The sequence below is a fragment of the Kitasatospora sp. NPDC058046 genome (assembly GCF_042885595.1).
Lineage (GTDB): Bacteria > Actinomycetota > Actinomycetes > Streptomycetales > Streptomycetaceae > Kitasatospora.
Map to the genome: position 1 here is coordinate 30,045 of NZ_JBHVRS010000025.1, position 12,510 is coordinate 42,554.

Annotated in this window: 13 protein-coding genes; 2 read left to right on the forward strand and 11 right to left on the reverse strand. The window is 69.5% G+C overall.

What is annotated here, in order from left to right:
• Positions 1-606 precede the first annotated feature (606 nt).
• Both ACFVU7_RS36600 and ACFVU7_RS36605 read right to left on the reverse strand, forming a co-directional pair.
• Positions 607-1,095 carry a hypothetical protein gene (locus tag ACFVU7_RS36600; RefSeq protein ID WP_388049845.1) on the reverse strand — a complete coding sequence of 163 codons (489 nt, stop codon included), beginning with the start codon at positions 1,093-1,095 and terminating at the stop codon, positions 607-609.
• Positions 1,096-1,413: 318 nt separating this feature from the next.
• A complete protein-coding gene (locus ACFVU7_RS36605; protein WP_388049848.1) occupies positions 1,414-1,599 on the reverse strand; it encodes a hypothetical protein in 186 nt (61 codons plus the stop codon).
• A gap of 260 nt (positions 1,600-1,859) precedes the next feature.
• Here ACFVU7_RS36605 and ACFVU7_RS36610 point away from each other — a divergent pair, with 260 nt between their 5' ends.
• Positions 1,860-2,000, forward strand: a complete 141-nt coding sequence (locus tag ACFVU7_RS36610; RefSeq protein ID WP_388049851.1) for a hypothetical protein — start codon at positions 1,860-1,862, stop codon at positions 1,998-2,000.
• 74 nt (positions 2,001-2,074) lie between these two features.
• On the opposite strand, the gene ACFVU7_RS36615 is transcribed toward ACFVU7_RS36610, so the two are convergent.
• From ACFVU7_RS36615 to ACFVU7_RS36655, 9 genes are all read right to left on the reverse strand, one after another.
• Positions 2,075-2,548, reverse strand: coding sequence for a hypothetical protein (locus ACFVU7_RS36615; RefSeq protein WP_388049854.1), 474 nt, complete (start codon positions 2,546-2,548; stop codon positions 2,075-2,077).
• Positions 2,545-3,762 carry a recombinase family protein gene (locus ACFVU7_RS36620; protein ID WP_388049857.1) on the reverse strand — a complete coding sequence of 406 codons (1,218 nt, stop codon included), beginning with the start codon at positions 3,760-3,762 and terminating at the stop codon, positions 2,545-2,547. The genes ACFVU7_RS36615 and ACFVU7_RS36620 overlap by 4 nt, the downstream gene beginning before the upstream one ends.
• A gap of 80 nt (positions 3,763-3,842) precedes the next feature.
• Complete coding sequence (locus tag ACFVU7_RS36625) at positions 3,843-3,977, reverse strand: hypothetical protein (RefSeq protein ID WP_388049859.1); 135 nt, start codon at positions 3,975-3,977, stop codon at positions 3,843-3,845.
• A 632-nt stretch (positions 3,978-4,609) separates the two neighbouring features.
• Complete coding sequence (locus tag ACFVU7_RS36630) at positions 4,610-5,080, reverse strand: hypothetical protein (RefSeq protein ID WP_388049862.1); 471 nt, start codon at positions 5,078-5,080, stop codon at positions 4,610-4,612.
• A gap of 217 nt (positions 5,081-5,297) precedes the next feature.
• Positions 5,298-5,627 carry a hypothetical protein gene (locus tag ACFVU7_RS36635; RefSeq protein WP_388049864.1) on the reverse strand — a complete coding sequence of 110 codons (330 nt, stop codon included), beginning with the start codon at positions 5,625-5,627 and terminating at the stop codon, positions 5,298-5,300.
• A gap of 605 nt (positions 5,628-6,232) precedes the next feature.
• Positions 6,233-6,988, reverse strand: coding sequence for a hypothetical protein (locus tag ACFVU7_RS36640; RefSeq protein WP_388049867.1), 756 nt, complete (start codon positions 6,986-6,988; stop codon positions 6,233-6,235).
• 306 nt (positions 6,989-7,294) lie between these two features.
• The gene (locus ACFVU7_RS36645; RefSeq protein WP_388049869.1) at positions 7,295-8,314 is read right to left on the reverse strand and encodes a PD-(D/E)XK nuclease family protein; all 1,020 of its coding nucleotides are present in this window, start codon (positions 8,312-8,314) and stop codon (positions 7,295-7,297) included.
• A complete protein-coding gene (locus ACFVU7_RS36650; protein ID WP_388049872.1) occupies positions 8,311-9,672 on the reverse strand; it encodes a hypothetical protein in 1,362 nt (453 codons plus the stop codon). Before ACFVU7_RS36650 ends, ACFVU7_RS36645 begins: the two co-directional genes overlap by 4 nt.
• Before the next feature lie 188 nt (positions 9,673-9,860).
• Positions 9,861-10,553: a hypothetical protein gene (locus ACFVU7_RS36655; RefSeq protein ID WP_388049875.1), complete on the reverse strand. Its 693-nt coding sequence runs from the start codon at positions 10,551-10,553 to the stop codon at positions 9,861-9,863.
• A 734-nt stretch (positions 10,554-11,287) separates the two neighbouring features.
• On the opposite strand from ACFVU7_RS36655, the gene ACFVU7_RS36660 reads away from it, so the two are divergent.
• Complete coding sequence (locus ACFVU7_RS36660) at positions 11,288-12,115, forward strand: hypothetical protein (protein ID WP_388049877.1); 828 nt, start codon at positions 11,288-11,290, stop codon at positions 12,113-12,115.
• Positions 12,116-12,510: the final 395 nt, after the last annotated feature.

The window sequence follows — 12,510 nt, forward strand, 5'->3', positions numbered from 1 at the left end:
GTCGGCGGGCGGCACCCACAACCTCGCCTCCCCCGCAGGACAAGGGGACAGGAGCAGCCGGGGGTGTACCTGCGCTGGAGCGCACAGCACTCGACGGGTGGTGGTGGATGAACCGGGGTGGTCGTGTGCGGTCGGCGGGCGGCACCCACAACCTCGCCTCCCCCGCAGGACAAGGGGACAGGAGCAGCCGGGGGTGTACCTGCGCTGGAGCGCACAGCACTCGACAGCGACCGGACGGGACAGGACACACCGTAGGAGCGGAAGACGGCCGGTCAACCCCGGCGGTACGGGGGCGCGGGGCCGGGGCAGGGAGGCCGGCCGCCGGGCCCGGACCCAGAACCGGTACGGGGGCGCGGGGCCGGGGCGGGGAGGCCGGCCGCCGGGCTGGCGCGGCTGCCCTATGCCCGTGGTGCTCGTGGCGCCGGCGACCGCCCCGCAGGACGGCAGCACGCGGGTACCCGGGCGCGCCCACCCCCGTCCAGGAAGCGGTGCGGGCCCCGCGACCGCCTGCCACACGGGCAGGCGGTCGCAGGGCAGGGACCGCCCGTCCACCGGGCGCTTCCTTGGTGCTGCCCGGCCCGAGCGGCTGCGCCCGGCGACGGGTGGCTAGTCGGTGGCGGGCCCAAGGACGCGCTTGCGGCGCCGGGGCCGCGTGGCGAGGTGATGCGCGGCCAGGCAGGAAACGGCGGGTGCGCAGCCGACGACCATGCCGATGACGGTCATGGCGGGACCTTCTCCAACCGCGGCCGTGAGCATCGTGTCGTGCTCTGCCAGGAGGACACCGGCGATAGCGAACGGGCCGACCACCGCGAAGGCCAGGTCGAGACCGACGGCGAGGTTCGCCCAGCCGGTACGCACATCGATCGGGTCGACCTTGCTGACGTCGTCCATCGCCGCCTCGACGACGGTGCGCCGGGTGACCAGGGGAACGACGGAGTACACGAGGACGAGGAGCACCAGCAGATAGGCCAGGTAGGCCAGTTGGTGGATGCAGATCGCCACGACGAAGACGATGCCCTCGGCGGAAAGGACGCGGTGCAGGGGACGACACCAGCGGTGCGGGCAGGCCCTGGTCAGGGAATCGGGTTTGCGCATCGGGACTCCTTCGGAAACGGACGGATCAGAGCAGGTCGTCGAGGACGGGCTCGCCAAGCCGGGCCGGGAGGGCGACAGGTGACAGCAGCGACGGGTGACAGCCGCGACGGCTGCCCGGTGCCAGCCGGGGGTGGCGGCCCAGACCCCACCCCCCAAGAGGGGTGGGAACGTACCGGGACATCCCGCACGGCCGGGACGGGGCCAACGGCCGCCAGGCGGGAACAGGAGACACCGTAGGACCGGCATGCCGCCGGTCAACCCCTCCCACCCCGGCCCGGACCGGGCGGGGCCGGGGCGCAGCGGCCGCTTGAAGCGGGCCTACGCGAGCGGGCGCAGCAGGTAGCGGTACAGGCCGCCGTGGACGTCCGGACCCGCCCACTGCGTGGCCCGCGCATACCCGAGTCCACGCACCACGACTTCGGCGTCGGCGAGCGTGGCCGCCGCGTCCGTGTCGAACGGATCGGAGATGAAGTGCTGGGGTGCGACGGGCCGGCCCTGGCACACGAGTGCGGACGGGCCCCCGGCCGTGTTGTGCCACCACTACCAGAAGGCCTCGCGAACGGTGGCAACATCGCGCGCATCACGGGTGGTACAGGCGGGCGGCATGAAGGGTCACCGTCGATGCAGACGACCGGCCCCGAACACGCCGCACCACTCGACACCGACACCGAGACCGCAACACACCGACACACAGGCAGACCTAACCCGCCCTCGCCAAGTACAAGATCTCCGTCCACGCGGCCGTCACCGCAGGCTCCGTCGCGATGCTCGCCCAGGCCTACAACCCCTGGTGGCTCCTCGGCTGGGCCCGCGTCACCGTCCGCGAACACACTGTCTCCCAGACCATCACCGGCGCCATCCTCGGCGCCATCGTCGCCGGCGGCGTCTATACGCTGATCGCCTGAGCCAGCAGACCCCACCACTTCACCGGCAACAGGCACAGGGCCCGGGAGCAACCGCTCCCGGGCCCTGCTGCGCACTACTCCGCGACGGAGTCCGGTCGTCCTTGAGGATCCTCATCGGCCGGTCGAACCACGTCGACCGCCTCGGCCCCGGGCGGCGGACCGTCGGCGCCGTCCGACACCTCCGGGCGCCCACCGGAGACCTCCGCGGGAATCGATCTCCGCTCCTGAAGGACCCGCTTCACCCTCGCCATCGGCAGCCCGGTCGCCAGAGCGATGTCGCGCAGTGTCGCCCGGCGCAGCGCCAGGGCGGTCACCGCGTCCCGCAACGCCGCTTCGCGGGTCTCCTCGACGGCCCGCAGCTTCTCCAGTTCTGGCGTCACCGCGATGAGCTCGATCTCGGCGGCCACACCCACGAGCTCTAGCCCTGCCAGGACGTCCTCGCTCAACTTCTTCAGTGTCCGTCCGTGCCCGTACACCCCGTGCTCGGCGACGTGCGTGACCCACTCCCGGCCTCGCCGGGTGACCAGGCATTTGATGACCACGCTCACTTCACGCCCTCCAGATCATCGATGATCTGCTGCACGAGCGTGTCCGGGATCGGAGTCGGCAAGACCACCTTCCGGCCGCCGATCCGGTACAGGGTGTGGGTGGGGCTGCTGCTGACCGGAGTGACGGTGAGTCCCATCCGGCCGGCCGCGGCCCGGATGCGCAGCAACCCGCCGCCCTCCCCCGCGTCGGCACGCAGGGAAGCGGTAACGACCTGGGCCTCCCTCCACTCCTGCAGACTGACCACCGGCTTGTGCACGACGCCGGGCGACCACACCCACTCCGACACCGGGTTCAGCCTGGAGAACCCGGGTCGGCCGGTGCGCTTCGCCTTCCGGTTGTACACCTGGTAGCCGGTCAACTTCGGGTTCGCGATCAACCCCTCGACGAGGCTGTGCGTCCACTCACCGTCGATCGGGTACCGGTTGGGCTCCGACGCCAGGACCGCGATGATGTCCGCTCCCTTGAGGTGCTCCTCCCGCCGCAGGCGGCACAGCTCCCGGGAGGCATCGAAGCGGCGCGAGTCGGGGTGCGGGGCGAGCTTCTTCTTCAGCCGTTGCACACCGAACCGTCCGGACCGCGGTTCCGGCGCGTCCGGGTCGATCTCCGCGACGTACGGGTAGGGCGGGGAACCGTGATTCCACCCCTGGATTGCGTGCTGTATCTGCCCGCCCATCGACATCTCCAGCATGGCCGCCCGGTAGAGCTCGGCGTCGACCTGGCCGTAGCGGCGGGTGCGCAGCCGGCCGGACTCCGTGCCGCCGACCGGTTCGTTGGCGTACACCACCTCGATCCCGAGCTTCTCCAGCTCATGTTCCACGGTCAGGCTGGTCAGCATGTGGCGGGCCACGCGGTCGGAGCGTTCGGCGCAGACGTGGGTGACGCCCAGTTGCTCGGCTCGGTCCACGAGGTCCTGGAGCCCGCCGTCCCGAGGGGTCGGAACGGCGAGCGAGTCGTACATCTCCTGCGGCCCGCGGCCTCGCAACTCCGGCGGCAGCATGCCCGACTCAACGTCCCAGAAGAACGCGATGAACTCCTCACCGGGCTCCAGGCGGTCGGAGGCAAGGGCGACCTGACGGGGTATGGAGCTGCTCGGGTTCTGGTTGTCCTTGGTGGAGACGCGGCCGACGAACACCGGCCGGCGGGGCCGCAGGTCCGTTGCCAGGTAGTTCTGCAGGTCCGACAGGTCGATGGGCGGTCCGTAACGGTAGGTCATGGGTCCTTCCTTGGGTCGCTGGGGAAACTCGATGGAGAAGGCGGCTGACCGGCTACGCGGGCCGGCCGCTGAAGAAGCCGTCAGGCCGTTGGTGCCGTTCGATCCTTGATCGGCTGGAGTGCCGCAAGCATCCGCAGGCCGGCCCACCCGTCGACGTCGTCGAGTTCGATCTTGGTGAAGTCCACAGTGCCGTCGCCGCGGCCGTGCAGTTGCACGATGCCGCCCGAGTCCTTCTGTGAGATGCGGGAGACGACTGACCCGACGTTGCTCGGCCAGGACTCGCCGACCCACCAACCGGTCAGCGGCCCACGCAGGCGGACAGCACTGCACCGGGGCCGGGGCGCACGGTGCGTGGGGGCCCACGCGGGGCGTCGATGACGTGGGGTCAGTCACAACGTAGGGATGTCCCCGGGCGGATCAACCCGCCCCCGACAGGATCTGCAGGGCAAGCCGGGCCCCAGCCACACGCCGCGCCGGGACGCAGGAACACCCCGCAACAGACAGCGAACCGCGCCAGGCACGGCCCGACGGGGCAGCCTCCCAGTGCACCGACCCAACCCCAAACGCCCACCGGAGCCGGGCTCGGCGAACGGACGGCCGCAGCCGGTACTGCCGCCTACAGCCGCGCCGGGCACGCCGACGTCGTCGTCGGAATCGGGCCGTTTCGGACGTGCCGGATAACAAGGGGGCGGTCGGACCGTGCGCGGGGCCGGGTCCGAACGGAACGGCTCGCGCTCAAGCGCGACCGGCTACGCGGCAGTGGCTGAACTGGACATTGCGCTGGGCCCGGACGGGGCGCACCGAAGGCGCGGGCATCAGACGTGTTCGGCGTCTTGCAAGCCGGTGTCTACATGTGGGTGATGGCGGTGCTGCCGATCAGCGGCACGATGTTGGTCGCTGTGTCCACGCGCTCGTATCCGTTCGAGGCCACCGCCAGGTGGACTCCGTAGCCGTCGGATCCGGTGATGTGCAGGACGTCTCCGACGGAGACCGCCCGCACGCCGCTGGGCCAAGTGCGGTTGAACGTGTCGGCGCCGAAACCGTTGCCGATGACGAACACGAGGTCAGCCGCCGCGTCGACGGTGGAAGCGTCGATGGTCAGGACGAGGGGGCCGTCGCCGAGGATCTCCGCCCGAGCGAGCGGCTGGCCGGGTCGATACCCGAAGAAGTTTAGGTACTCGCCGCGCGCGCCGGTGGTGACGTTGAGCAGGACGGTCGCGGTGTAGCGCCGGGCTGAGGCGGCGGCCGAGGCTGGCGGTCGCGACGTGCTCCCGGGCAGTGCGAAGGCGCGGGCGAGGGAACGAAAGAATCGGGGCATGGGGCATCTCCGGTGGGAAATGGACGCCGGTGGCGGCGGATCGCGCACCCGGCTGGCCAGTCGCGGGCCGGGCAGCCGTCAGCTGTGTCCGGGCCGGTTCTGGGGCGTCAACATAAGTGCGTCGCACGGGCGGTCAAGGCCTTCCGGCGGCTTTTCCCCGGTGAGGGACGGGCTTGTATCCGTCCGTGTCGCGTGCTGCCCGCCGGCGGCTGTGCGGCTACTTTCGGCGGCGGGCTCGAGTCTCTGCCTCCTCGATGGCCTCCGCGGGGGTCTTGTCCTCCTTGTGGGCGATGGCGGCGGCTACTTTCTGCTGGATGGCGGTGTCGTCGGGGGTGGGCCGCCAGTCCTCGAAGGCGTCGGCGAGCCATAGGCGGGCTGCGTGGGTGGTTCCGACGGTCGTGGTCGGCCGTCCATTGGTAGTGACGCGCAAGGGGGTTCCGTCGGGGTTGGCGATCGCCTTGGCGGCTTTCGTGGCGGCACGGGCCGTCTTCTCCAACTCCCGTTCCTCGCGCTCCTTTCGGGTCGCGGCCCCCAAGCGGGAGGTCATGCGGCTGAGCCGGCGTTGGACGTCGACTGGGGCGCTGGGGAAGCAGACGGTGCAGGCGCGTTCGCCGGCGTCCTGGACGATCTGCTCTTCGGTGGCGCCGGAGTAGGCGGTCAGCCAGGCCAGTCGGGTGGCTTGGGGTCCGTTGTGGCAGGTGGAGCAGTGTGAGCTGCGGTGGGCGTGCCCGGTTCCGCAGTCGGGTTGGGCGAGGTAGGTCCGGCTCCACCCACCTCGTCGCTCCCACTCAGCGAGGTAGGGGCTCTGTTCCCGGGCGATCTTTCGGAGTTCTGTATTCGTTGTTGTGTGGGCTTCGGGGCTATGCAGGGCTGTGGGGTCGGCCCGATTGCTCCTGCGGGCGGTTGCGAGCACCTGGGCATCGGGGAACGCGGCTTTGTGTCACCGAGTCGAGGACGAACTCATCCGGGTCATCGTTGCGGCACTCCCCCGGCAGGCCCAGTCGGACTCCACCACGGTCTTGCTGCTGCCCTCTCCCCCTGCGCCAGCTGCATCCCCCGCTGTAGGACCCCGTCACTTGGAGAGTCCACCGGCAGCCTGGATGCGCCAGCCGGGGCATGGTCAGCGCATCACAGGCCCCGGCCCGCAGTCTGTTAGACGCTGGCAGCCTGACGGGCTTCCTCTCTCAACCTGAGCTCACGAAGTGTCAGCGGGTAGACCACCCGGTTTCGCTGTTCCTTGAGAATAGCGTAGTCCCCGTTCGCCCTTCGGAATTCCTCCTCCTGCGTCTCGGCTATCGCATATCGTTCGTGAAATAGGCGCAGAGTGCGAAGCCACTGGGATTTTCCGGCGCGTACGCACATGCCTCCACAATTGTTGTGCGTGTAGCCCATTCCGTAGAGTCTGGGCGGCTCGATCCCGAGGCTCCTGGCTTCGTCGAGGAGTTCATTCTTGGTGAGTTCCGGCTCTCCTTCCTCACACAGCGGGAAGGCTGTCCGCCAGGGTTGCCAGTTGGTGGCGATCGGCGGGATCCGGTTGCGGTCGCGCGCGCTGGCGTCGATGCCGATATACAGTGTGGTCCGCTCGTGATCAGCGTTCTTTTCAAGCCACCGCTGGCACGGGTCGATCTTCAGGGCTTTGGTGCATCCAGCGATTCTGCTGTTTCCGAGGAATTTCTTGTCATGGAAGACCTGGAATGGATCACGGCCGTCCGCAACGCGCACCAAGGGGACATCGAGGAGTCTGCTGGCGTCCTGGGCGAACCGCCATGAATCAAAGTCCTCGATTTGCGTGTCGGCCATCAGAAGAGTTGTCCTATCGGGGCCGTGTCGTCTGACCACTCGAACGGCGGAGGCGAAGGATCCGATGCCCGCACTGAATTGCACGACGTGCTCGTACTGCTTTTTCATGGCCGGGTTCCTCCCTTCCATCGCTGGCCGTTTCGGAACGGCTATGGCGGTGAAATTAGGCGGCCCAGCGAGCGAGTCAACCCTGCACAGGACCACAGGGCCGTCGACCCGGCGGCGGTCCTTTCCTGTCTCAGGTTCGGTCCTGCGGCCGGCGCCGACGCTCGGCCGGGGCAGCCACGAGCGGCTGGAGGCCGGTGGTGGTGTTGCGGCTCCGACTCCGGGATGCCGGTCCCGGGTTGGACCACCGCGTCACCGGCGCCCCAGTGGCACTGTGGCGTCGGGCTGTGCCCGGCCGGCGGACGAGTCTCAGGAGGGCGGGCGGCGGTGGACGAGTGCGCGGCGCGATTCCTTGTCCGTCGTTTGGGGGACGGGCAGGTTGTTCTCCTTCAGGAGTGCCTTCGCACTGGCCTGGTCCAGACGCTTCCCGCCCGGAGAGGTCTTGACCTCCACTTCGTAGCCGTTGGCCTTGTACCGATCCGGGCGGGTGCGGCCGAGCGCGGCCAGGTGGTACTGCTTCTCTTTCCTCCAGCTGCTCTCCTGTGCGGCGGCCTCGGCGTAGCCGAGCGCATGGGCGACGACGTCGGCATCGGTGCGTACCTCGGCAGCCTGGGTGGGCTCGGTGCCCGGCCAGCACCTCGTCATGTAGGGGCAGGAGTCGCAGGTGAGGTCGAGCCCAGGGCCTCGGTGGGCGTCGCGCGGTGCGAAGGCTGGAGCCTTGGCATGCCGCAGCAGGTCCCGCACCCGAGCATCGACGAAGGCCTCCTGTTTGGGACCGAACTCGCCGATCCACACCCCGGAGGTACCTCCGTGAATGCGCGACATCGGCACCACCACCACCGCTCGGATCTGGTATCCCATCAGGCGCAGTGCCGTGGCGTAGCCATAGAGCTGTAGGAGGCGGGCGCGTGAGGGTTCGTCGCCGTCGTCGCCTTGGTCGTAGCCGTGGGTCTTGAGGTCGACGAGTAGTCCGTCGCCGATGGCGGGGGTGAACAGGTCGAGTCGGCCCGGGATCTTCAGGCCCCGGATGGGGAGGATGACGTCGTGTTCGACGAGGGTGAGGTTGTGGCCCAGTTGGGCGGCGAGGCGGGGCAGCACCCAGTCGTGGGCGGCCTGGCCCAGGTGGGAGGCGCGCTGTTCTTGGTGGGAGTGGTCGTCGCTGGGGGTGTAGCGGGCGAGTTGGTAGGCCGCGCGGCGGGTGCATCCGCCGAGGCCTGAGATGGATAGGGTACCGGGGTCGTGGTGGTTGGCGGCGGTGGCGGTGCGGAACATCGCGGCGAGCGCGTCTTCGAGCTGGCGGCGGTGCCCTTCGAGTTCGGCTCGGTTCACTGTGTGGAGTCGGGGCAGTCGTCGCGGTGGTGGTCGGCGGGGGTGTCCTCGCAGGCACATAGGTCGGGCATTTGTGCCCGGGGCGCGATCTGGAGTGGGGTCGGGGGGCTCTGGTCGGGCTCGGCTGCGGAGGGGGCGTCCGGCTTGCGCAGTTGCCGGTAGATCGCGTGGGCGGAGTTCCCGAGGGTCTTCTGTGCCGCGAGGATGTGTTGTTCGTCCTCGTCCGTGATGGTTCCGTTTGCCTTCTCTTTCCTGGTCTTGGTCTGGTTGCCAAGGAGGACCTGGTAGACGCCGTTCGGCTTGAGCACGTCCGCCATGGCGCGAAGGAGGTTCCAGGCGGCCTGACGGGGGTCCGGGGCGTCGAATGTGGCCGGCTTCGGGTCTTCGGGCTGGTGTGGCGTGGTCTCGGGGGTGGAGCGGGCTTGGTCCGCGTCGGGCTGTGGGGTGGTCGGCGGTTGGATAAGCGGCTGCGGGTCGGTGCGCTCTGGGACGACCGTGTGGTCGTCGCGCTGGTTGGCGGCGGCCGGGTCGGGCTTGGGTCGGTCGGCGAGTTCGGTGGCCGGTGGCGTCAGTGCTTTGGTGGGGGTGACGGTGTCGGCCAGGAGATGTGTCTGCGGCGGGTCGGCTGGCGGCATCGGCTGAATGGGTGTGGGCGCCGTCGTGGCGTCGCCCTCCAGTGTGGGGACCTCGTCGCCGAGTTCGGGCGCGGGGAGCGGGTCCTTGAGGGGGCGCTCCGGGGCGGGGGTCTTGTCCAGGGTGGGCTGCGCGGTGGTTGGCGTGGGCAGTGGGGCGGGGTCGGCGGCGAGGAGGGTGCCCCATCCTCGGGGGGCTCCTCGTACGACATGCGCGGCGTGGGTGTTGACGGTCAGGGTGGTGACGCGGGCGTAGAGCATTCGCTTGGGGTGTCGGCGCCAGAAATCGGCGTTCGGGCCGCTGGTCAGCTCCGCTACCAGGGCGTCGTGCATGCTGTAGGTGGTGAGGAGCTCGCCCTGGCCGGGCCTGTGCGGGTCGGTGACGGCCACGGTGCAGCGTTCGTCGGTGGCTTCGATGATGCGCCAGCCCCAGCCGGCGCGGTGTAGGAGGGCCCGTTGCGCAGAGGCGTAGAGAGCCAGCCCGCTCTCCTCGCTGTCGTCCGGGTAGAAGCTGTTGATGGCTTCCCAGGTGGTCAGGCCCAGGTCCTGCCCGGCCAGCAGGACGAGCACGAGGTCGACCGCGTTGCCTTTGAGCCAGCGCGGCAGTCCGCGGGCGTGCGAGAGCATTTCGGCTCTACGGACGTGGCGTGCGAACTGCGGGTCGTCGTCGAAGAGGTCGGCGACGTCGGACAGGGCGGGGAAGGGCGACATAACTGTTGCGCTCATGCCAATTTCTTTCTCGTGCAATGGCTTCGGGCCGGTTCCTGGACGGTGTCAGCGGATTCGCGGGGTTCAGTGGGAGGTCGGGTCGCCCCGCTCAACGGGGCGAGCGGTTCTCGCTGCTCTCGCGGAGAGGGCATCTGGGCCCCTCTGTGAAGGCGCCGCAGTGCCGGGTGTCAGCAAGCGGAAGCGGGTCACAGGGTGAGGACCAACGGACCTTCGATCACCGGACACCGGGCCGCGATGTGCTCGAGGATGTCGTCGTATCCGTCGAGGTCGGTGACGGTACTGGTGTCGCCGTAGGTGATCCGTACGCCTCCCTGGCTCCAGGAGTGCCCGTCCTCTGCCACGGGGAACGAGAGCCCGGAGGCGAAACGACCGTCCGCAGTTCGACCCAGGCGGTCGTTGTGGAAGTGCCCCCAGATCTCGGCCCGGAGGGTCGCCAGTGCAGCGTCGGACGCGGGGCCACGGTCACTGTGGGCCAGGTCTCCTTCCAGTGTGTCGGTGGTCGTCTGCTCGGCCTTGTCCGGCGCGGCACTCCCGAGCAGGACGTGGGCTATGACATCGACGATCCGCTTCGGTTCGCCAAAGACGGGCAGGGGAAGACGGGTGGGGGTGTCGCTGGTGGCGTCGGACCGCAGGGCAGCGGCCTGCCATGCCGTCGTGGTGGTCCATGTGACGACGGCGCCGTAGGGAAAGCGCTCCGGGTCGAGCTCCGAGTGGCCGGCAGGCCACTCAAGGACTGCGCCGGGGACCGCGGTGACGCCGCCGTCGGGAAGCTCGTCGGTGTCGCCCACGGTGAAGTTCGCGGGGCGCAGGCCCCTGGAGGACAGGATGCCGTCGACGCGGTCCAGATAGGCTTCGGCCTGCTGGCTGGTGACGTTCATGGGTTCCTCATCTCGTCGTGGCCTCATCAAGGCCTGGTATGCGAAGGACTGCCGAGTACTGTCCCGGCACAGATGCTCGTGTGGTGGCTTGAGGGGAACCTAGCCAGGTCCACCGGCGAGTCAAGGCAAGCTCGATGGGCTTCTGAATGTGGCGCATTGTCCGGTTTCGAGCCTCGATGCCTGCAGGTCGGGGGTGTGAATGGGTGCTCGCCGGGTCAGGAGGCTCAGGTGGCAGGGCCTGCTGGACGTCGGCGGCATCAAAGCGCTGACCGGCGGCGAATTACCACGCTCCTCACACGGGCTGGAGCTGTGGTGAGCCGGCTCAGGTCGATGCTTGGAGGGGTGTAGCCGCCGTTCTGCCCGTCTGCGGTCCGTTCGGCGGCCGCACGGCCTGGTGGCGCCGGAGGATGTCGCGCTTCGCGCCTTGACTGTCAGGTCGCCCGGCCCACACGCCCGCGGTGCCCCCACGGCGGTGTAGCGCGGCTGTCACTGCTCCGTGGTGGAGTGTGTCGCCGGGGGAACGGACGACAGACGGCGGCCGGGGAACAGTGGCAGGCCCACGTCCACGCTGCCGTCGGCGGCCCGGAAGCACCATCGGAGCCGCCGTCTGCACCGGTAGGGTCCACGTGTCGGCGAAGGGGTCCGACACCGCACGGGATCACACAGAAGGGGAGCTGCCGGTGGCCCGGTCGGATCGTGCACGCGATGCCCTGTCCAGCGTCCGATGGTGGGTCGTGCCTCTGACCGCCGCGATCGGCGCCGGGACGCTGCGCGCCTTCGGTCCCTGGCAGGGGTGGGAGCCCGGGCTTTGGGCGGTTGCGGCAACCACAGTCACCGTCCTGTGGCACCTGTCCGTGCTTGCGCGTATGGCGCTGGACAGTGCCCTGTTCCACGAGGTTCCCCGATGGGACTATTACGCTCACGCCGAGGTCGAGATCGGCGAAGTCCGGGCGCGGGACCGGCACGCCGTCATGCAACGCTCCCGGCAACGCGTCGAGGAGTTCTCCCGTACCCACAATCTCGTGCACGTGTCACTGGGAATCCCCGCGCCGACCCCGCACGGCTACATCGAGGCAAGCACGCTGCAGGTCGACGGCTACCGCCACGTCTCGATCGGGCATCGGTGGCTCAACCGCGGGTCGCGGCATCTTCCCGCCATCCTTGAGCATGAACTCGCGCACCTGCGACGACGGGACGCGTTGCGGCGCCTGATTCGGCGTGCGGCGGGCAGCGGCCTCGCAGTGGCAGCAGCGTGGCACGGGCCCGTGCCGGCGGCCGCAGTGGTATGCGGAGCGCTACTGATGGCGGGGGTGGTTGCCGGCTGGTGGAGCGAGCTCGCCTGCGACCGAGCCGCGCAGCGCTCGTGCGGGCCTGTGGCGGCCGCGGCGATGTGGCGCGAGCAGATTGAGGAAGACCGTGACGTTCCCCTGCTGCGGCGCTGGACGGCCGCCGTACTGAGCTTGAGTTCCCATCCCCCGCTGCGGCTGAGGATGTGGCTGGCTTCGTGCGGGCGGTCGTGCGGTGGTCGGGCCCGGGACGGACAGGCGGCAAGTGACGCTTGAACGCCGTCGGAACTTTCGGCGCGAGGACAGCAGAGCAAAGGCTCGGGAAGCACGGCGGCCGCCTTGCGATGCTCGTACAGGGCGACCTACGCCACCGAAGGGCCGGTGGGGTGCGTTCAGCCGATCCGTATCGGCGCAGTAGGGTCGTACTACGCGATCTCGAGGGCGCAGTCCCCGCGTGCAGACCCTCGCGCAATCGCTGGTCGGACATGGTGCTGTCGACACGGCAAGACGGGGAGGAGGAGACGTCCGGCACCGTACCAAGCGCCGGACGCATAGTCCGAAGCCCGAGGCAGACGGCGGGCAACGCAGCAAGCGGACATGGCGTCACACTCGCTGCGTGCCGCGGTCCTGGGGCGGCGGACCCGCACGGATCTGAGGAGATTCCTTCGTAC